At 45.0% G+C, this 20,686-nt stretch carries 19 protein-coding genes and 1 riboswitch; of the genes, 10 read left to right on the top strand and 9 right to left on the bottom strand.

Annotation, left to right across the window (positions count from 1 at the left end; all coding sequences use genetic code 11):
• Nucleotides 1-53: 53 nt before the first annotated feature.
• Nucleotides 54-194 (top strand): hypothetical protein, encoded by a 141-nt coding sequence (locus ACLIIY_RS22580; RefSeq protein ID WP_009706263.1) that lies wholly within the window; start codon nt 54-56, stop codon nt 192-194.
• A gap of 296 nt (nt 195-490) precedes the next feature.
• Nucleotides 491-590: riboswitch (purine riboswitch) on the top strand.
• Nucleotides 591-685: 95 nt separating this feature from the next.
• Nucleotides 686-1,690 (top strand): adenosine deaminase, encoded by a 1,005-nt coding sequence (locus ACLIIY_RS22575; protein ID WP_434529457.1) that lies wholly within the window; start codon nt 686-688, stop codon nt 1,688-1,690.
• A 76-nt stretch (nt 1,691-1,766) separates the two neighbouring features.
• On the opposite strand, the gene ACLIIY_RS22570 is transcribed toward ACLIIY_RS22575, so the two are convergent.
• Both ACLIIY_RS22570 and ACLIIY_RS22565 read right to left on the bottom strand, forming a co-directional pair.
• A complete protein-coding gene (locus ACLIIY_RS22570) occupies nt 1,767-3,401 on the bottom strand; it encodes a sensor domain-containing diguanylate cyclase (RefSeq protein ID WP_434529456.1) in 1,635 nt (544 codons plus the stop codon).
• A gap of 148 nt (nt 3,402-3,549) precedes the next feature.
• Nucleotides 3,550-4,479: a LysR family transcriptional regulator gene (locus ACLIIY_RS22565; protein WP_434529455.1), complete on the bottom strand. Its 930-nt coding sequence runs from the start codon at nt 4,477-4,479 to the stop codon at nt 3,550-3,552.
• A gap of 168 nt (nt 4,480-4,647) precedes the next feature.
• Here ACLIIY_RS22565 and ACLIIY_RS22560 point away from each other — a divergent pair, with 168 nt between their 5' ends.
• The 3 genes from ACLIIY_RS22560 to ACLIIY_RS22550 all read left to right on the top strand — a co-directional run bounded on the left by ACLIIY_RS22560 (nt 4,648) and on the right by ACLIIY_RS22550 (nt 6,746).
• Nucleotides 4,648-5,142 carry a hypothetical protein gene (locus tag ACLIIY_RS22560; RefSeq protein WP_009706267.1) on the top strand — a complete coding sequence of 165 codons (495 nt, stop codon included), beginning with the start codon at nt 4,648-4,650 and terminating at the stop codon, nt 5,140-5,142.
• Between the two features lie 3 nt (nt 5,143-5,145).
• Nucleotides 5,146-6,135, top strand: a complete 990-nt coding sequence (locus ACLIIY_RS22555) for an efflux RND transporter periplasmic adaptor subunit (RefSeq protein ID WP_180827003.1) — start codon at nt 5,146-5,148, stop codon at nt 6,133-6,135.
• Nucleotides 6,136-6,272: 137 nt separating this feature from the next.
• Nucleotides 6,273-6,746, top strand: coding sequence for a peroxiredoxin (locus tag ACLIIY_RS22550; RefSeq protein ID WP_005531886.1), 474 nt, complete (start codon nt 6,273-6,275; stop codon nt 6,744-6,746).
• 70 nt (nt 6,747-6,816) lie between these two features.
• Here the strand turns inward: ACLIIY_RS22550 and ACLIIY_RS22545 are convergent, their stop codons facing one another.
• The 4 genes from ACLIIY_RS22545 to ACLIIY_RS22530 all read right to left on the bottom strand — a co-directional run bounded on the left by ACLIIY_RS22545 (nt 6,817) and on the right by ACLIIY_RS22530 (nt 11,706).
• Entirely contained in the window at nt 6,817-7,521 is a 705-nt protein-coding gene (locus ACLIIY_RS22545) for a class I SAM-dependent methyltransferase (protein ID WP_020194703.1), read from the bottom strand.
• A gap of 198 nt (nt 7,522-7,719) precedes the next feature.
• On the bottom strand, nt 7,720-8,127 hold the full coding sequence (locus tag ACLIIY_RS22540) for an SPOR domain-containing protein (protein WP_009706270.1): 408 nt from the start codon (nt 8,125-8,127) through the stop codon (nt 7,720-7,722).
• Between the two features lie 168 nt (nt 8,128-8,295).
• On the bottom strand, nt 8,296-10,242 hold the full coding sequence (locus ACLIIY_RS22535; RefSeq protein WP_434529454.1) for a diguanylate cyclase: 1,947 nt from the start codon (nt 10,240-10,242) through the stop codon (nt 8,296-8,298).
• Between the two features lie 294 nt (nt 10,243-10,536).
• Nucleotides 10,537-11,706 (bottom strand): D-alanyl-D-alanine carboxypeptidase family protein, encoded by a 1,170-nt coding sequence (locus ACLIIY_RS22530; protein WP_005439123.1) that lies wholly within the window; start codon nt 11,704-11,706, stop codon nt 10,537-10,539.
• Nucleotides 11,707-12,205: 499 nt separating this feature from the next.
• On the opposite strand from ACLIIY_RS22530, the gene ACLIIY_RS22525 reads away from it, so the two are divergent.
• Nucleotides 12,206-13,813, top strand: coding sequence for a BCCT family transporter (locus ACLIIY_RS22525; protein ID WP_434529453.1), 1,608 nt, complete (start codon nt 12,206-12,208; stop codon nt 13,811-13,813).
• Nucleotides 13,814-13,983: 170 nt separating this feature from the next.
• On the opposite strand, the gene ACLIIY_RS22520 is transcribed toward ACLIIY_RS22525, so the two are convergent.
• Nucleotides 13,984-14,946, bottom strand: a complete 963-nt coding sequence (locus tag ACLIIY_RS22520) for an NAD(P)H-dependent oxidoreductase (protein WP_434529452.1) — start codon at nt 14,944-14,946, stop codon at nt 13,984-13,986.
• Between the two features lie 132 nt (nt 14,947-15,078).
• On the opposite strand from ACLIIY_RS22520, the gene ACLIIY_RS22515 reads away from it, so the two are divergent.
• Nucleotides 15,079-15,978: a LysR family transcriptional regulator gene (locus ACLIIY_RS22515; protein WP_041056762.1), complete on the top strand. Its 900-nt coding sequence runs from the start codon at nt 15,079-15,081 to the stop codon at nt 15,976-15,978.
• Nucleotides 15,979-16,032: 54 nt separating this feature from the next.
• Here ACLIIY_RS22515 and yghU read toward each other — a convergent pair whose 3' ends face one another.
• Nucleotides 16,033-16,893: a glutathione-dependent disulfide-bond oxidoreductase gene (gene yghU / locus ACLIIY_RS22510; RefSeq protein ID WP_009706277.1), complete on the bottom strand. Its 861-nt coding sequence runs from the start codon at nt 16,891-16,893 to the stop codon at nt 16,033-16,035.
• Between the two features lie 215 nt (nt 16,894-17,108).
• Complete coding sequence (locus tag ACLIIY_RS22505; protein ID WP_434529451.1) at nt 17,109-17,675, bottom strand: TetR/AcrR family transcriptional regulator; 567 nt, start codon at nt 17,673-17,675, stop codon at nt 17,109-17,111.
• A gap of 100 nt (nt 17,676-17,775) precedes the next feature.
• On the opposite strand from ACLIIY_RS22505, the gene ACLIIY_RS22500 reads away from it, so the two are divergent.
• The 3 genes from ACLIIY_RS22500 (at nt 17,776) to ACLIIY_RS22490 (ending at nt 20,648) form a co-directional block, all read left to right on the top strand.
• Complete coding sequence (locus ACLIIY_RS22500; RefSeq protein WP_409584450.1) at nt 17,776-18,309, top strand: dihydrofolate reductase family protein; 534 nt, start codon at nt 17,776-17,778, stop codon at nt 18,307-18,309.
• Nucleotides 18,310-18,594: 285 nt separating this feature from the next.
• Nucleotides 18,595-20,022 carry an AAA family ATPase gene (locus ACLIIY_RS22495; RefSeq protein WP_434529450.1) on the top strand — a complete coding sequence of 476 codons (1,428 nt, stop codon included), beginning with the start codon at nt 18,595-18,597 and terminating at the stop codon, nt 20,020-20,022.
• Nucleotides 20,019-20,648, top strand: coding sequence for an HNH endonuclease (locus tag ACLIIY_RS22490; RefSeq protein WP_088879894.1), 630 nt, complete (start codon nt 20,019-20,021; stop codon nt 20,646-20,648). The genes ACLIIY_RS22495 and ACLIIY_RS22490 overlap by 4 nt, the downstream gene beginning before the upstream one ends.
• Nucleotides 20,649-20,686 lie beyond the last annotated feature (38 nt).

The following is a 20,686-nucleotide window of genomic DNA, read 5'->3' as shown; positions in this document are numbered from 1 at the left end:
GTGCATTAATAATTAATGTGGAAATTTAGGAAGAAATTCCCAAGGTGAAAAACATGGCAAATAAAAGCAAGAAGCAAATTGAGCAAGAAAAGAAAGAGTCCGAACAAAACGCTGCTGCGATAAAACAACAAACTCGCCGCCGAATTGAGGACATCATGGAGCAAAGAGAATTTGATAAAATGTTCGAGCTATAAATACATTCCCTTTCATTTCCTTTTCTCTACTCTTCTCAATTTAAAGTATCGATGTGCAAGGTATCGCCACCCCTTCTCAGTTCACAATGAGCAACGCACAATAAACTCGATATGACTCCCAATGTTTCTCGCATGATGTGATTCAGTATTAGCCACTGAATATTCGACTCAGCTAGGTGTGTGCTGATAACGAAACCATCATGCGATGAAATCGCTCCCTTATCCCTTATCCCTTATCCCTTGTCCCAAAGAATTACAATTTACTCACTAGCTCTAGCCAAGCCCCAATTTTTGCGTATAATCGCAACCGTTTGCTTCGTATAACCCCAATGATATGGTTTGGGGGTCTCTACCAGCTCCCGCAAAGTGCTGATTACGAAGAGTCGAGATCACTGTGGATCTTACTCTTTGTAATGGCGTTCGATTTTTCTCAATCTATACCTATTCTTAGAGTAATTGCATCCACGTAAAAGCATAAGAAGAGGTGGAATATGAACGCATTTATTCAAGGTCTTCCAAAGGTAGAGTTACACTTACATATCGAAGGTTCGCTAGAGCCAGAGCTGTTGTTTGAGCTTGCACAGCGCAACAACATCGACATCCCATACGAATCACCGCAAGCACTGCGCAAGGCGTACGAGTTCGAAGATTTGCAGTCTTTCCTAGATATCTACTATCAAGGTGCTAACGCGCTTCGCACGGAACAAGACTTCTATGATTTGACTTGGGCATACCTAGAGCGCTGCAAAGCTGACAACGTTATCCATACTGAAATCTTCTTTGACCCACAAACCCACACCGACCGCGGCATTGAGTTTGAGACTGTTATCAATGGTATTCACCGAGCAATGCAAGATGGTAACGAGAAGTTAGGTATCACCTCTCAAATCATTGCGTGCTTCTTGCGTCACCTATCGGAAGAGAGCGCGATTGAAACACTGCAATCCATTGTTAAACACAAAGACAAAATCGTCGGTGTTGGTTTGGATTCTTCAGAGCTTGGACATCCGCCAGAGAAGTTCAAACGTGCGTTCCAACAAGCAAAAGAAGCAGGTTTACTCACCGTGGCACACGCAGGCGAGGAAGGCCCGGCGCAAAACATCATCGATTCTGTCGAGATGCTGGGCGTTAGCCGCGTTGACCATGGTGTTCGCTGCGTTGAAGATGCATCGTTAGTCGAAGCGCTTATCGAAAGTAAAATGCCACTCACGGTGTGCCCGTTGTCGAATATTAAGCTTTGCGTGTTTGATGAAATGGAGCAGCACAACATTGTCGATTTGCTACGTAAAGGTGTCGCGGTAACCATTAACTCCGATGATCCGGCGTACTTTGGTGGTTACATGACGGATAACTTTATAGCTGTCAGCAATGCGCACCCAATGACGAAGGCTGAGTTGGCTCAGTTTACGATCAATGCGATTAATGCGAGCTTCATCAGCGAAGCACTTAAAGCCAAATACCGTGCTCAAGTCGCTGATTACTTAGCGAATCACTGAGTATAAGTGCAAACCAATAAGGGCTAGCGACCTAGCCCTTATTTTGTTGTTTTCTATACGTAATTCGCTACGTACCTCATGATGTGTCTCGCTCGGTTTTAACACAGTTTCTTCCCGCATTTTTCGCAACATAGAGCGCCTTATCCGCTCTTGCGACCAGTTCATCAAAACTGTCTTCCAACTCTAATGTGGCAATACCCGCACTGAACGTTACTTTCGAAACGGGGCTGAAATCCTCATCCTTAAGCGCCTCTAAACGGCTTTGAGCCCATTGCTGTGCCTTTTCTAAAGATACTTTGGAAGCGACGATAACAAACTCCTCCCCACCCCAGCGTGCCAACATCCCTTCTTCCAAAGGGTCTTGAGCGAGAAAGTCAGCAATATGCTTTAGCACGTCATCCCCAACATCATGCCCATAGGTATCGTTGACCTCTTTAAAGTGGTCGAGATCGAGCAAAATCAATGACACAGGCCAACTGTGCGCTCTTGCTTTCTGAAGCTGCTCGTGGACTTTGGTGATCAGTGCGCGGCGGTTAAACAAGTTAGTGAGCGGATCATGCATGGCTAACCACGTAAGCTTGTGATTGTTTGCATTGAGCAGATTGACTGAGTACGCCAACTCTTGGTTCGCTGTGTTGAGCTCTTGCGTTCTGAGCGCGACCACTTCCTCTAGCTTTCTATTGTGCTGATGGATTTCATCAAAGGTGTTTTTAAAGGCATTGGAAAGCTGGCCGATTTCATCTTTCGAATCGTAGCCAGAAAACGTGGTGTAATGGTTGTTGACGGCGTTTTCGACATCGTACGTCAGCTCCAAAATCGGTCTTGTGATGGAATTGGTGAGGTAAAACACGATAGGCATAAAGACAACGATCACCACCGATGAAGTAATCGCAACGTCTTCCAGTAGCTCATTGATATCGAGGAAAATATCGGACTCTTCCGTAGTCACGAAGAGCGTCCAATTAGGCAAGGTGTCGATTTTCGCAAAGGTCACGATCTTGGCTTCATTGACCTTTCTGTCGTAGTAGTGGCCGTGTCCGACATTTTCCCAATTGGTTTGCACTGCAATGTCCGCAAAGCCTTCAAAACCAACTCGTTCACCTTCAAATATATTAGCGTGCAAGATCAGAGAGCTGTCGGGGTGAGAAACCACCGTTCCACTGCTATCAGAGATCCAAGCATAACTGCTGTTGCCTAACTTCACTTTCGACAAACGCTGCGCGAGGTAGTCGACAGAGATAGACACACCAACAATCCCTTTCCAGTTATCCGCTTCGTCATACACGGGCACACCAAGGGCCACTACAGGCGTTTTGACCAGTAAGCCAACGTGCGGCGCTGTGATGTGATAATCCGCGCTCTTCCATCGAGCGTCTTCTACAAATTCTGGCCACTCAATTTTGATGGTTCTGCTTTTGTGATCAATTAGATTCCAATGCTCATCGACGAAAAGCGTATTAATCACGGACTTCTTAGACATGCTTTTGAGCCATTTGAGCTCTTCGACAATAAAGTCTATATCTCCTTCTTGCACACGTTGGTGACCACTGATGGTTTGCAGTGACGCCACATGTCGTTGCAGTTCTTGGCTGATGACGTCTGAATGAAGGTTGGATAATTGGATGGAGTTTTCTAGGGCGACACTAAAGATCCGTTGCCGCTCTTTAAAGTACAACACGGCGAAAAGAATCAGGACGAAGCAAATCGTCATTACTGAGTACGTAACGACAAACTTGGTTCTCACACTTCGGAAAGCAAACCCCGCGATATACACAAATGTCCTTATCAAGTGTATGGATATGCATATAGTCTAGTTTGTTAATAAAGAGTCTGCTATGTGGTTTAGCGCAAAAATTGGCTTAAATTGAATGATTTATTACGAATTTCTCAGCAGCTAATAAACACTGTTCGCGTAGCCATTGATGGCTTGGGTCATTAGTGCGAGAGGGGTGCCAATACATCGCCACATCGATCGGATCTTTCATGAAGTCGGCTTCAAGCTCTCTGAGGTGATACAAATCTCTATATTGCTCCAGTAAGGTTTGTGGCATCAAAGCAAGATAATCACAGCGCTGTACCACTGGCAGTATCTCGATAATACTTCCCGCCTGCCATGCCACTTGGCGCTTCCCTAGGATCTGCTCATTCTTGATGCCACGGCCAATCAAATAACCGTTTTGTTGGTCAAACTGAGAAAGGGTCACATGCTTCTCGTTTAGGTACTCTTCTACACTGATGGTATTGCCTTGTAACCGAGGATGATCCTCTCGGCACACAACCGTGAGTTTATCGGACATCAAAATCTGTGAACGCAGATGCGGGTGTAAATTGGTCTGAGCTTCAATCACCAAATCGCACTGCTGTGACCTCAGCAAGCTGGTTAAGTCCATAGTGAAAAGCGGCTCAATCCGTGTGTTTGCCTTCGGTGCTTTTTCGTTGAGTAAGGCTGAAAGCTCTGGCAGCAAAGTAAAACTGAACACACTGAGTGAAGAGATCACAAAACGCTTATCGCACTCAGCAGGATTAAATCGTGAATGCTCCGGCAACATATAAGCGATGCTTTCTACCGCTGTCGCTAATGTGGGATAGATATCAATGGCGAAGGCTGTTGGTGCAACGCCGTGGCTTTCGCGAATAAATAACGCATCCTTAAACACCTCTCGCAGCCTGACTACCGCTTGACTGACCGCAGATTGACTCACACCCAGCCGTTGCGCCGCTTTGGTGTAACTTTTCTCTTCGACAATCGCCACGAAGGTCGGAATAAGACTGTAATCTGAGTGCTTCATAGATTATGTGTTCTCGAATATTTTCATTCTGATATGAGCTTAACTTATATCATATATAACTCAACTTATGACGTTTTTTCATACAATTCCGCGCATGTGATTACAAAAGACAAAACAATAATCACACGCTCAACGTTTTACCCTCACACATCGACAAAAGGTATAACTATGAACGTCATAAAAGCCATAGGTCGCGTTATCTTTGCGATTTTTATGGTGCTATTAAAGTTCTCACTATTCATGGCTCTCATGCTTGGTGGCGCTTACTTGCTTGCACCCATGGGCACGATCAATTCCAAAGACATTGATATGAGCTTGTTCACCAACACGCCCAACGACACCATGATGGTGATTTTCAACTCCGAATACTTCAGTGGTTACCTGTTCTCTGTCACCATAGCCCTTGCCCTTTTTGTCATCTATTTGCTATGGCAGATCCATGAAGTTGCGGTTCACCGAGCTCAAGAAAAGAAAAGTTCTCATATCCAATTGGTGTTTGCCCTCTCCTTGTGTGGTTTGTTCCTTCACAAAGCTTGGTGGGTTCTGGCGCTGATCATTGCTTTCGCGAACTGGGAGCACATTGGGAACTCACTGAGCAACATTATTCGCAATAGCCGTTTGTCGTCTCAACCACAAACACCCGCAAAAGTGACGGAGGAATAAGCCATGAAAGAGGTAATGATTCCGTACATTCTGATCATGTGGATTCTGGTCTCAACGGGTGCGATTAAGTGGACATTTAAAAGCGCGTTTTGGATCATCTCCGGCGGGGCATTCATTCTGGTGGTGCTAGGGATACTCTCACGTCTATGGGCTCCGGTTGATTTGACTTATTCATCGACGGTGAAAGCGCCCCATTCGGTGTTGTCCCCACTGTTTCGCGAGCAGATTGACCACATCTATGTCGACCACAATCAAGAAGTGAAGAAAGGCGATGTGATCTATACGCTCGTCGACACCACCTCTTTGGCAGACGTAGAAAAAATCAAAGCAGGCATTGTTCAGCAAGAAGAAAACGTGGCTCAGTTAAAGCGCGATATTATTCGCGGTAAAACGTCACCAGAGATCTTCAAAGGGCGTGACATTGAATACTACGAATCTCAACTTCGCGTTGCAGAAGCGTCGTTAAAGTCTTTGCATGCCGATTTGCAAAAGACTGAGTTTGAACAAAGCCGTAAAACCGTTCGTGCGCCTTTCGACGGCCAAGTTGCAGTGGTGAACGTAGCCAATGGTAGCCGAGTCGGTAACATGCACATCTACGACACGTCGCGTAAATTCTTGGAGATGCGCATACCAGACCAAACCTACCGCTATGTTGAACAGGGTCAGTTTGCTGAGTTCTACGTCGATGCGTATCCAGGTGAAGTGTTCCGAGCTCGTGTTCACAGCATCACGGCGGGTACTGGAGAATCATCGGTCTCGCCATTGCAAGGCCCACAGAGCGTTCGTCAACACGTAGGCGCAAACACCAGTAGCCACGGCCGTACAGTGATTCTGGAAATTTTCGAACCAGAGGGCAAGTCCATCCCAATCGGTGCCACTGGCTCTGCATGGATTGCTGCAAATAAACCACACAGCCTATTTGGCTTCATTGATGTAATTGGCGCGGCAACGGTTCGACTTCACTCTTATAAGTCTTACCTGAACGCGATGTAGAGAATAAACAAACCGCCAACTTAGGCGGTTTGTTTTTATGAAGCCAATTAAGACCTTACATTTCTTCCGTGGTTAGCCTGCGGTTTTAGCGCTAGACTGAGTGAGCTAAATAAAGCATACACAAAAGGAAGAAAATCATGATTCAACAAGGTCAAGCACTGCCTGCTGCAACGCTAAGCGAACTGACTGCAGATGGTATGGTAAACCACCAAGTAACAGAGCTATTTGCAGATAAGAAAGTGGTTCTATTTGCGGTTCCAGGTGCATTTACTCCTACTTGTTCTGAAGCGCACCTGCCAGGTTACGTCGTATTGGCTGACCAACTAAAGGCAAAAGGCGTGGACCTGATTGCTTGTGTATCTGTTAACGATGCATTCGTAATGCAAGCTTGGGGTGAAGCACAAAACGCATCTGAGTTGCTAATGCTGGGTGATGGTGACGCAAGCTTTACTAAAGCACTGGGCCTAGAAATGGACACCGGCGGTTTTGGTGGCGTTCGTTCACAGCGTTACGCGATGATCATCGACAATGGTGTGGTTACGACACTAAACGTTGAAGAGCCAAAGACATTTGAAGCAAGCAAAGCGGAAACCATTCTCGCTGCACTTTAAGCTCAACGCTAAGATCACAAAACGGAAGCCTCATTGCTTCCGTTTTTTCTATCTGAACTCACTGATTTTACTAGCTCAGCGCCACACATTTAATGAAGATGAAGTTCGGGAACGTCGCCAAACGTTGGTAATGCTCTTGCGAGATTTCACGAATCTTTTCATTCACCTTACCTTCTGAAATCGCCAGCATCGCCATGTTACTGCCTGTGATCGCATCGGTAATATCTTGCAATGAACGGCGGTAGAACGCCACAGGAACCGGTTCTCCTACCGTATTCCACATATCTTCAACCAGCTCTTTATCGTAGTAATTGCCCGAAGCCGAGCATTCAAAATCGGCAAATGGATGATGAGTTGAGAAGACAAACTGACCACCAGCTTTTAGTACTCGTTGAATATCGTTAAACAAGGGACGCAGATCTTCAATGTAGTGAACCATAAGCGGGCAAATGACTAAGTCGTACTGTCCGTCTGCCTCTTCTGGTAAACCGAGCGCCAAGTTTTGTGCATAAGCGGTGACCGAGCTACCAAGCTTTTCTTTTACGATATCTATCATCTCTTGAGCAGCGTCGATGCAGGTTACTGAGCTTGCGCCCAACTCAAGAAGAAGCTGCGCGTAAATACCAGAACCACAACCTAAATCCAGCACCTTTTTACCTGCCACATCACCGACTAGTTCAAGGGTGTTTGGACGCTCAAAATGCGCATTGTACAGGTTATCTTGCGCGGCTAAATCGTATTGCTTTGCGTAGGTGGTGTACATTTCTTGCTTCATGGTGACTCCGACAGAAAAAGTGGGATGCGAAGACTAGAAAATACCCGATAACAAGTAAAGTCAAAAGCGCGTTAGAAGCGTGATCTTGCGCGTACATTGAGGAAGATTGGCGATTGATGGTTAGGTTGAGCCTTTCCAACCGATTGCAAAGGCTCGATGTGTAACGATAAAGCGCTTATTGGAATGACAAGAACAGCACTAACGCATACGCACAACGCTGGTCTCTTGTTTGCGCTGCATCTCAGCAAACGTTAAGACGAACGGAGAAGATTGCTTAACTCGACTTGGTAATGAGGACAGTGCGTTGTAGGCGTCTTGCTTGGTTTTGAAATCCCCAACCGTCACCGTATACCAACGTGTGCCACGGCTGTTTTTCCAGTTTACCCACACCGGATGTTTAGGGTCGATGTAGCGAATGTACTCTTTGACATCCTTTTCTTTCTTTAAGGCCAGCACTTGCATGGTGTAGTGATTTGGGTTGAGGTAACCATAAGCATCTTGCGATGACATCACACCCACACACTGCCCTGTTTCCATTGGTTGGTGCTGCGGCATCACACAGCCAGTAAGTGACATAGCCAAAGTCAAAGATAGAATCTTGCGCACGCGTAACTCCGTTTTTTGTTCTGAATGGTTCTCTTGAAGAGTGCTCTACATTGAGTAGGCGACCACCGACTCCAAAACATGAAACACAAAATAAAAACGGCAGATTTATCATATCAATCTGCCGTTTCGTTCACTTTGATTTATCTATTTTCAGCGCAATTCTTAAAGCTACTGAGCCTCCGGTGGTTCTGGAAATACGACCTGATCCTTGCCATTACGTTTTGCCTCGTAGAGACTTTTATCTGCTCGGCGGAAGTATTCATCGTTGTAAGTGAAGGTCTCGATTAACCCGCCGTGACTGACACCAATAGACGTAGTGACATTCAAACTAGCTTCTTCTGTCTCAAACGAAACATCACCAATGTGTTGGCGCATTTCCTCAAGACGCTTGGCCAGATCGTCAGTGGTTTGCAACAACATTAAGAACTCTTCACCACCCCAACGAATCAATAACTCTTGAGATTGAACATGAACTCTTAAACGTTCAGCAAAGCCTTCTAGAATTCGATCTCCCGTTTCGTGTCCATACACATCGTTTACCTGTTTAAAGTTGTCGATATCAAACAACACCACTCGATATTCCGCTTTGGCATCTAGGTGCTCAGGATGATCAATCTGCGCGTAGTAATAGCGTCGGTTGTGCAATTGAGTCAAAGGGTCGAGCAATGAAAGCTGCTCCAATTCTTGGTTTTTGCGCTGCGTGGCCAGCACTTTCGTCACGGTCAGCGCCAGTACCACTGCTGAAATCGCAATCCAAATAATCGCAATCTGAAAGCGCAGTTTCTCTTGGTCCAGCTCGGATTCCGCCAAGCGCTTTTCGACTTCCAACAAATCTCTTTCCCGTTGGATATGCTCTGTCGCAAATGCCTGTTCTAAGTCATACACTTTACCCAGCAACTGCTTTTTGCTGTCGACGGAAAAGTGTTTAAACGAGCTCAGCGCTTGTTCGTATTCACCCAATTGTTCAAATATCTTCGCCTTTTGTTCTTCTACTCGAATCAACCAGCGTTGATGCTCGATTGAGCGAAAAGCCGCAGCGCTCAAAGCCGCACTCTGCATGGCTTTGTCTAAATCTCCCATCGCCAGTTGGCATTTGGACATAATCAAATAGCACTGGCCATATTCAATGGGATAATCCGCCGCTGAAGGCAACATCACACATTGTTGAGTGGTTTCCAACGCTTTCGGGTATTGCTCTTCCAGCAGCAACATATCTGCTTTGCCTTTCAGCTGAATAAGGTGATGGCGCAGATTGGTTGAAGTGGGTTTGTAGAACTCTTGCGACTTCTCATAAGCCGTGCGAGCCAATTCGGCTTTACCTTGTCGATTGTAGATATGTGCCTCATTGAGATACATAATCTGCAATCCTCTGGCTTTGTGCCCTTTGGCATGGCGCTTGAGGTAAATTTGCTGCGCTTTTTGAATGAACTCTAATGCTCTATCCCAGCTTTCGATGTGCAGATAAAGCAGACCAAGGTTATTGTAAATCGTACCTTTGTAAGCCTCTTGCCCAACTTGTTCGGCGATATCAATGCCATCAAGGAAGTAACGTTGGGCATCCACCAGCTGGTTTGTCGCATTACTCAACGCGCCCGCGACGTTATAAAACTTGGGCAAAAGCGAGTTGAGGTGCTCTTTCTCAGCTATTTCGATAGCGAGTTTTATTTCGCTCAAGCCCACATCATTTCGGCCGTGCAAGGTGTGCTCTTTCGCACTGTCTGCTAGCAACACGGCATCAAGCCATGGTTGTTCGCTCTCTCGAGCAATGGCTTGAAGTTGCTGAAGGTAGTCTGCCGCCAATAGAGGCTCATCATTCACACGAGCCAATCGATATTGCTGATACAAGGCATAGGAGGTTTCGAGCTCAGACGAAAAGGCATTCCCGACCGCTTCCAACGCTTGTTGCGCACTTTCAGGATCACTGTAAATAAGCGAACTCACATCGAGTAGCGCTTGTCCTTGAGCTGTTTTAGCAAGCAAAATTTGAGGATCTTGACTGACAGTTTGTTTGATATGTTCACTTGGCGAATCCTTACGCCAGTAATCGTGTAAAGCGAAAGCGAGCACTACCCAAAGTAGCGCCGCTAACAAGGTGACAACATAGCTTTTTCTCACGAAGTATTACGTTCCATCTCGATTGTATTTAGATTTTTCTTTTTAGAAGCATCTGATTTATAAGAAAACCATAGCATTAATCAAATGCATTCCCAAGCATGCATAAGAATCGATATTTATATGAATGTCACGTTTCAGCCCATGGTTAGGCAAATGCTCTAATGGCAAGTTTTATTGCCATTTGTGTATGTTCTTCTATGAAGTTAGGAGGAGAAAGGGCTGAGCTTGAGAGAAAAATGAAAAAGCCGCATCTGAAACTCAGATGCGGCTTAAATAGAATGGGATTAAGAGAAGTTAGAACCAGCTCGCAACCAAACGTTTGAACCAATCCATTAGGCGCTTAAAGATTCCGCCTTCTTCAACAGGTTCCAGCGCAACCAATTCCGCTTCTTTGACTACATCACCATCGACTTTGTACAACACTTTGCCGACAACTTGGTCTTGCTGAATTGGAGCCATTAGGTCGCCATTGTATTCCACTTCGGCTTCCAGCTTGTTCACATCACCTTTTGGCAACGTTAGGTAGATATCACGATCAACACCAACTTTTAGTTCGTCTTGATTACCCATCCAAACGCGTGCCGTTGCTACCTCTTTACCTGCTTGAGTTGGTACAACGGTATCGAAGAAACGGAAACCGTAGCTCAGAAGCTGTTTGCTCTCTGACTCACGTACACTAGGGCTTTTCGCACCCATCACAACCGCGACTAAACGCATGTCACCGTTGGTTGCCGAGGTCGCGAGACTGTAACCCGCACCGCTGGTGTAACCCGTCTTCATGCCGTCAACGCTCATGCTTCGGTCACGTAGCAAGCCGTTACGGTTGTATTGAGTGATGCCGTTGTAGGTAAACGAAGTCTCGCTGTACAACGGGTAGATATCTGGAAGATCACGGATAATCGCACGGCCTAGCGTTGCAATGTCACGCGGCGTTGAATACAGACCATCGCTATCCAAACCATGTGGGTTGGTAAATGCAGAGTTTGATAGACCAAGTTGGTTCGCCCAACTGTTCATCAAACCAACAAAGCCCGCTTCACTGCCTGCAACGTGTTCGGCAATAGCAACACTGGCATCGTTACCCGATTGAACAATCAATCCACGGTAAAGATCCGACAGTGAAACCGACGTGCCGACTTCGATAAACATCTTAGAAGAATCAGGGAAGTTTTTCGCCCACGCGTTGCGGCTGATCACCACTTCATCGTCTAGGCTAATGTTGCCAGACTTGACCTCTTGACCCGCAACATAAGCGGTCATCAGCTTAGTCAAACTTGCCGGGTTTAGGCGTTTGTCGGCATCACGTTCCACTAGCACTGTGCCAGTGTGGTAATCCATTAATACGTAGCCACGAGAGCTCAGCTCTGGGGCATTTGGAACAACGGTAGGAGCAGCAAAACTAAACGCAGAAACAGCAGTCAAGGTGGTCGCTAACGTAGCATTGAATAAAGTGTTTTTTCTCATAGCAGCATTCTGTGGCTTACAACTTACAAACTAAGTCGAGTATATGGAAACGCTGTTCAGTTACAGCACCTCTGTTACGATTGGTTACGTTTACTCGATATTTGTCGAAAAGAATGCGAAGCTCGTTGGAATTTGTGCTTATTCGTTAACCAATTCCTTGAAATCATGATTTTTGATTAGCCCTAGTTTAGCACTCGGGTTCTTTGGAGCCTTGCCAACCTTTACTCGCGCGTCACGCTGCTACTTTTGGTCAAACAATCTTCTCCAACATCAAACGAATATTTACACATCAAAACATTACACCTCATTGTATTTTTCACTAAAAACCTGACTTACAACCAGTTTAAAAGCCTTAAAACTCTATCGATTTGCAATGTTTTACACAAAACATTATGATCGTGTCGCATTTTTTAATTAGAACTCAAAACAATCGGAGGGCGGTTTTAGTGTTTTTCTTGTTCAGGAAAGACACATTTAAAAAAGCGTACATGTTGTATTTATGGATAATGCACTAAAAAAATATAGTATCGACACTACCGACTATCAGGTTGGTCAAGATAACGTTCAAAAATGGGGATTTGATATCCACAATCCAGTATTTGGGATTAGTGCTGGTCTTGTTCTTCTCTGTCTTGCTTCTCTTTTAATTGTTGATCCTTCAACAGCCCGTGATGCCTTAAACGGCGTTAAGAACAGCATCATTTCTGACTTTGATGTGTTCTTTATGTGGTCTACTAACTTCTTCATCGTATTTGCTATCGCAGTCTTACTTTCACCACTGGGTAAAATCCGCATTGGTGGTAAAGACGCGCAAGCAGAACACTCAACGGCTTCTTGGTTATCTATGCTGTTCGCAGCGGGTATGGGTATCGGCCTGCTATTTTGGAGTGTTTCGGAACCAACGGCTTATTTCACTGATTGGTACGGCACACCACTGAACGTAGAACCTTACACCGAGGAAGCAAAATCACTCGCTATGGGTGCCACCATGTTCCACTGGGGCATTCACGGTTGGGCGATTTACGCCATCGTTGCACTTTCACTGGCTTTCTTTGCCTTCAATAAAGGCTTACCACTTTCTTTGCGCTCTGCGTTCTACCCACTATTTGGTGATAGAGCTTGGGGCTGGTTAGGTCACGTCATCGACATTCTTGCGGTACTTTCAACCCTGTTTGGTCTAGCAACTTCGCTTGGCTTGGGTGCACAACAAGCCACCAGCGGCATCAACCATGTATTTGGTTTGGATGGCGGCATTGGCATGCAAATGATCGTAATCGCGTTCGTGACCTTTATTGCGGTTCTTTCTGTTGTTCGAGGCATCGACGGCGGCGTTAAGCTATTAAGTAACATCAACATGGCAGTGGCATTTGCCCTACTTGCTTTCGTGTTGTTCATTAGCTTTGATGTAGCGACAACTTCTATCTGGGATACAACTGTCGCTTACGCAAAAGACATCTTCGCGCTAAGTAACCCACATGGTCGTGATGATACGGAATGGATGCACGGCTGGACTGTGTTCTACTGGGCATGGTGGGTATCTTGGTCACCATTCGTTGGTATGTTTATCGCACGTGTTTCAAAAGGTCGTACCGTTCGTGAATTCCTATTTGCCGTTATCGTTATTCCAACCACAGTGACGCTGATTTGGATGGCAGTATTTGGCGGTATCGCGCTTGATCAAGTGGTCAACAAAGTGGGTGAGCTGGGTGCGAACGGCCTGACAGATATCTCACTAACGCTGTTCCACGTTTACGATGCAATGCCATTTAGCTCTGTTATTTCTGTTCTGTCTATCGTTCTGATTTTAGTGTTCTTTATCACTTCATCAGACTCAGGTTCATTGGTTATCGATAGCATCACGGCTGGCGGTAAAATTGATGCACCTGTACCACAACGTATTTTCTGGGCGTGTATTGAAGGCTCTATCGCCGCAGTCATGCTTTGGATCGGTGGTAAAGAAGCACTGCAAGCGCTTCAATCCGGCGTGGTGGCGACTGGCTTGCCATTCACCTTTGTTCTACTGCTGATGTGTGTCAGTTTGATCAAAGGTTTGAGATCAGAATTGCCTGCTTATCAAAACACCGCACAGAAACAACCTGTCGCTTAGTAAAAGCGGTAGAGCATCAAGATGAGAAACGAGCGTCCATTTGGCGCTCGTTTTTTTATCCGCGTCATTGCCTGTATTGGTGAGTCAGTAAGTTAAGTTCTTACACATAAAAAAGCCCCAAGCACAAAGGCCTGGGGCAAATAAAGCAATGAGTTATTGGTCAAGGGTAGCTAACTCACCACTGGAACAACGTTGTATTCATGAATGGTGATGGAGCCTGCTTCCTCAATCGAAACTTGCCATGTCTCGTTAACGGTCAAGTTAACGGCTTCACCTTTCATCATCGAATCTTCATAACTGTCTGCTGTTAATCGAATACGCAGTTCCACTTGGAAACGATCACCATTTGGTTTCACTTCGATCTGCTGAACGTCGTGATCGCAGTTTGATTTGAAGGTTGCACGAGCAATCGCGTACCAATCACGGAAGCCGTCATGCCCTAGGAATTCACCTTCTGGCATCGACCACTTCACGTCTTGTGCTAGCTTATCGGTAAAGAACTCTGTGTCTTCTTCCAGTACATCGAACTTAGCAAACCACTCGGCAACAAACTTCTGTATACGACTTTCTGGTGAAGCCGTGATCTCTTCAATCTGCGCCAACAAACGGCTCGCATGATCTTTTGCACGCGCTTGCACCTCTTCCAATTTGTTGTACACATTTGGAATGTAAACCATGCGGTGCGTGTAAATTGGCTTGCGGTAGTTCATGCCAGCCAAGTAAGCGGTTTGTTGGAATGGGTAAACAAACTGCTCAATAGTAAAGTGGTTGTAGCCAAGCGGATCGTAAGACTCTTCAGGGCCACCTACCGTAAAGGAAAGAATGAAATCTTTGCCTTTTAACTTGTCGCCTTCTGGGCCATAAGCGAAGTTGAAATTGAATACATCATCCACCCACTTTTTCAGCAAGGCTGGCGACGAGTACCAGTAGAATGGGAATTGGAGCACAACCACATCCGCACTCACGAGCGCCGCTTGCTCTGCTTCAACATCAATTTGATAGTTCGGGTACAGAGTATCTAGGCGGCGAACTTCAACATCATTCAGTCCCGCTTTTAGCTCGTCTATGATAACGGTGTTTGTGTATGACTTATCTAGGTTTGGGTGACCTGAAATTACCAGTACTTTGCTCATCGTGATTCCTCTGTTTCGAAGCGTTAACCGATGAGAAGAGAATACGCCTAAGTTACCTTTAGTTTTAGACGCTCTTTACTTAAATCATTATTAGGTAGAAACTAAAGATAAATACCTCACTCGGGAAAAGGCATGAACGGCACGACCTACAACCAATTAATGATGTTCCATACCATTGCGCAAGAAGGCAGCATTACCGCCGCAGCACGTAAATTAGAGATAGCCCCACCCTCGGTGAGCCAAGCACTAAAGATGCTAGAAGAACAACTCGGCTTGCCCCTGTTTACGCGTACCACTCGCCGCATTGAGTTAACAGAAGCGGGACAGTTGCTCTATGAACGCACGTTAGCGTCGATGTCAGAGTTAAACCTTGCCGTCGAAAGTGTCAGCGACTTGAGCCGAGTCCCTTCGGGTAAAGTCCGTATTACCGTGCCTCGATTCGTGTACCAATCGCTACTCAAACCCATCTACATTGAGTTCTGCCAACGTTACCCAAGCATTCAATTGGAGATTTCCGTTTCAGACAAAGCCATCGACATCATTCGTGACGGCTTTGATATGGGCATCCGCTTTGGTGACCGAGTAGAAGAAGGCATGATTGCACGTCAGCTTACACTCCCAGTGAAAGAAGCGTTATTCGCCTCACCGGGCTACGTTGAGCAATATGGCTTACCCAAAACACCCGATGATTTGAAGCAACACAAACTGATTCAATACCGGTTTATCTCGTCTAACCAAGTCGCTCCACTGAATCTAAACAATCAGGGCGAAACCATTACCGTCAACATGCCAACTGCCCTTATTGTGAATGATACGGATGTGATGATAGACGCTGCGCACAACGGTTTGGGGATTGGGCGAATCGTGACGCCTATGGTCGAAGAAGGCTTTAAGAAAGGTGAAATCGTGCCTGTGCTTGAAGAATACTGGCAACCCTACTCGGGTTTGTATGTCTACTTCCACAAGAACACTCAAAAGGCGAAGCGCGTCCGCGTGCTCATTGACTTCTTACTTGAGAAAGCAGAGCTTTAATACAACAAAAAAGGAATGCCGAAGCATTCCTTTTTACTCATACAGAGAGGGCAATTATTCAGGCTTTTTTGCCAGTGCCGCATCAATGTCTGCTGCACTGTGACGCTCTGCCACTTGCTCCCACTCTTCACCCCATGCGCGGTTAACAATGCGACCACGTTTTACCGCTTCACGCTCATCAATCGCTTTCGCCCAACGCACAACGTTTTTGTAGCTTGCTACGTCTAAGAATTCAGCCGCATCGTAAGCACGACCCAATACAAGGTTGCCGTACCAAGGCCAAGTTGCGATATCAGCAATGCTGTACTCATCGCCACCTAGGAATTCATTGTTCGCAAGACGCTTGTCGAGTACGTCTAACTGACGTTTTGTTTCCATCGTGAAACGGTTGATTGGGTATTCGAACTTCTCTGGTGCGTACGCGTAGAAGTGACCAAAACCACCGCCTAGATATGGTGCAGAACCTTGAAGCCAGAACAACCAGTTCATTACCTCGGCACGCTTCGCGCCTTCTGTTGGTAGGAAGTGACCAAACTTCTCTGCTAGGTAAAACAAGATGTTACCAGATTCGAACACGTTCACTGGCTCAGCACCTGAACGGTCTACCAAAGCAGGGATCTTCGAGTTCGGGTTAACTGAAACAAAGCCAGAACCAAACTGGTCGCCATCGCCAATCTTAATCAGGTACGCATCGTATTCTGCTGCTGTTACACCTGCCGCCAAAAGCTCTTCAAACATGATCGTCACTTTTTGACCATTTGGTGTACCCATTGAGTAGAGTTGGAATGGGTGCTCACCAATTGGAAGCTCTTGCTCATGACGTGCGCCAGAATCCGGACGGTTGATGCTCGCCCACTGACCGCCGTTTTCATTATCGTTTGTCCAAACTTTTGGTGGAATGTATTCGTTAGTCATTGTTATCCCTTATTGTGTTTGAATGCATCTTCAAACTGACGGCTTTTGCGCGCCAGCAAGCATTATTGAAATCACCACTTCGCCAACTGCGATGGGCATACTCAAGATATTAGGTCGAATTCGCCAAATAAAAGTCCTGCAATCTCTTTTAGTTAGAACCTTTGGTTATGGGAATTTCTTTCACGCTATAAGTAAAAAGTACACGTTAATGTGAACTAGGTTCGAGATGCTAGTAACGAAGAACAGATCAGATTCAACGGCCCATCCATCATCTCCGTCTTAATCAAGCTCGCATCGTGGCAACAACTGATCGAGAACGCGAATCCGTGTAGGTAATCTGCCAATAGATCCAAACTGTCTTTCTCCACTTGCGGAGACAGTGCCAAAGGCTGAACAATGATTTGATAACGCTCGGTAAACACTTGAGCAGGGCCATGAGATGTCATGCTCAGCATGGTTTGCAATAACCCGTTGTACTCACGCAGCAGTTCAATGTAGCTAACACACAAATTTTTGAGTTCGCCTTGCCAATCTTCATTCACTTTCGGTTGATAAACTTCCTCCACCAGCGATGTGGTCAACGCTTCAAGCAACGCATTCTTGTTTTTGAAGTAGTGATAGATCGCCATAGGATCGACATTTAATTGCGTCGCTAACGAGCGAATACTTGGTACCTTGCTATCCTTTTTCATCAATGACTTAGCTGTATCTAGGATGTTTTCTGCGCTTAGCTGCGACTGCTTGGCGGCTGGTCTCCCGCGTTTCTTTTCGTTGACAGACATTTGATCTTCCCGATAAACTCAGATTTAATTCTACAATGTAGAATTAATTTTAAACCATACTTTAGCTTGGCTCAAGCATCACCATTTTGATGAGGTACTCATGGCAAATATCGTATTTATTGCAACCAGTCTGGACGGTTACATCGCAGATAAGCAGGGCAAACTCGACTGGCTACATTCAGTACCAAATCCAGACAACATTGATACTGGCTTCTTCTCTCTAATGGAGCGTATTGATGGCTTAGTAATGGGACGCAACACTCTAGATGTCGTGCTGAGCTTTGATTGCGATTGGCCATACAGCAAACCTGTGTTTGTACTCAGCAACACCATGACAGAAGTGCCACAAGGCTACGAAGACAAAGTCTTTCTAGTAAAAGGCGAGCTAAAAGATGTTCTTGCGGAGCTAAACGCAAAAGGCTTTAACGATCTTTACATCGACGGCGGTGTAACGATTCAGAACTTCCTGAAAGAAGATCTTATCGATGAAATGGTGATCACACGTTTCCCTATCCTACTTGGCGGCGGCGCACCTCTGTTTGGGGATTTGGAACAACCACTGAACTTCAAAGTCACCAAGAGTGAAGTTGTTTTGGATACTTTAGTTCAAACCACTTACGTGCGTGAAAGGTAATCTACCTAGGTAATTTGAACAAAATAAAAACGCCCTTCATGGAGGGAGATATGAAGGGCATTTTTATTCAAATGGCTTTGTGAAGCTCGTTTTTGGACAAAAGTGCGTTACGATCTGAAACTCAAATCAAGTATTTTAGATAAACCATACTCGGGCAAATAAAGTTAATCACGTTTCATCTATCACTTCTTAAAATTGTAGCGGTATCATTACTATTAGGTGTGTTGGAGAATAGATGTCCCCCATGTACTATATGCTATTAAATCAAAGTATTGCGGGTAAGATATGGGGTTTCGGGTTAACAAAATTAGAGAGCATATCCTCTGGGAAAAAGAGGATGATGAAAGTAATGCCTTTACGGTTATCATTGGTAATAATGGGTGTGGTAAAACAGAACTCCTAAAAGACACTTGCAATTACTATCAATCACTTTATGTAGAAGCTCTCGCGAGTAGACGTCGGAATGTTTCCTCAGCGGTTTATTATGCGAGAGAGGATCTATCGTTGTGGCCAATCATTGGTAAAGAATTCAAGCATCCCATTCCCAGAAAACTCATTGCAGCATCGACAAGCCAGTTTGAGAAATTTCAAGATAGCTGGAAGACAAAACGAGATATCATACCTAGTGGTTTCTACGCGTATGTTGGTTCTAAACCCTATCTACCTACCTTATCTCCATCTGTTCGTATTGCATCAAAAGCTATAGAGCAACTTCTCGGAACCGAAGATCGAATTGAACCAAGAAAGCAAGAAGCGCTGACGCGTTTTCTATCTAAGTTCAATTTTGGTCGAAAACTGGCTCTACAGTTTAACCTTACTTTCCCTAAAGCAGATTTAGAGAAATTAGTCACAAGTGAAACACACAACAGTTCAGCACTTGAGCCAGAAACCCAGTTGATATTGAGGAAAGCTTACGAAGAGTACGAAGGCAGTGAGTTGGCAGAAATGCTGCAGACTTGCGAAGCAATATCATATTACCCATCTTTTGTTTTAGACATACTACGGAACTCTTTTGATCTAATCCACATAACTAAAAGTGAGAATTATTCATTTTCTAAACGCATTATTGCTAAACTACTCCGCTCAGGACTCATTTCTCTAGCAAGTATTCAAACCGTATATGAGAAAGAAACTGGATTTTCAGAAGGCGAGTTGAATTTAGATAACTCTGCGATTACATGTTTATCAAAACGCAGTTCTGGAGAGCAGTGCCTCTTTCTTTTGTTTATGGGGATCATATCTTCTATCGAAGATAATGCGCTAATTTGCATCGATGAACCTGAAATCAGTCTTCACCCACAGTGGCAAGAAAAGTTTGTCGACATTCTCAATGACTCATTTTCGAGTTATAAAGGATGTCACTTCCTCATTGCCACTCATTCCCCTTTGATTGTGTCAGACATCTCCGCCTCAAATTGTTGCGTGTATGATATGGTCAATCGCAAACTAATTGATTCTAACCCTCATAAAGAGCGCTCCGCTGATTACCAGTTGGCTAGGTTGTTTCATAATCCAGGCAACAACAATGAATATTTGATTACTCAAATTATTGAGGTCTTGGATTGTGTCTGTAAAACAGAAAACCCTTCCGAAGAAACCTTGGCAAACGCGAATTGGTTATTGAACTTTGAATCTCAATTGGAAGAACACGACAAAGTTAGAGTGTTACTGGGAATTATGCGCTCGACTTTACTGTCTGGAGGGTACTTATGACACCTTTTGTCCTGAACGAAGACGACAAAGCGATCATCACAGGCGTGCTGGAAAAAAACGTATCCCCAAATGAAAAATGGGGGGGCGATGAGGTAGCAGAGCTCAAAGCTAGAATGAAACAGCATTATATTGAACAACAGGAATATTGCTGTGCTTATTGCAAGGTTCACAAACCTTCCAAACATGGTGGGGACTGGGATTTAGAACACATCATGCACAAAAATGATTTTGATAAATGGATGTTTCACCCAGAGAACCTATGTGTATCCTGTAAAGAATGTAATGGATACAAAGGTACATCGTTAATTACCAAATCCCCTTCTTACACTAGATTTCCCTCAAAGTCATCTAATTACACTATTATCCATGCACACTACGATAGATACGAAGACCACATCACCGCACTGGTGCCTGGGCTAACCTATAGGCATAAAGGGGGAAAACATGGTAAAGGGTGGAACACTATAGAAGTTTGTGGGTTGTTGCGATATCACGAAGAAGGAGGCCGAACGCATGTTGACCCAATTACCCAAGCAGTGTTGCTCATGGCAGCTAATGACCAGACACCGGAAAACTATAAAATTGCAATCCAAGTGTTACAAGACAAGCTCAATGCCCTTAGTTAGTTTGAGTTATCCCTTTGGCAGACTGTCTCAGATAAGTA

The organism is Vibrio sp. K4 (genome assembly GCF_051122595.1).
Taxonomy (GTDB): domain Bacteria; phylum Pseudomonadota; class Gammaproteobacteria; order Enterobacterales; family Vibrionaceae; genus Vibrio; species Vibrio owensii.
This window is presented reverse-complemented; position numbering and strand designations above follow the sequence as displayed.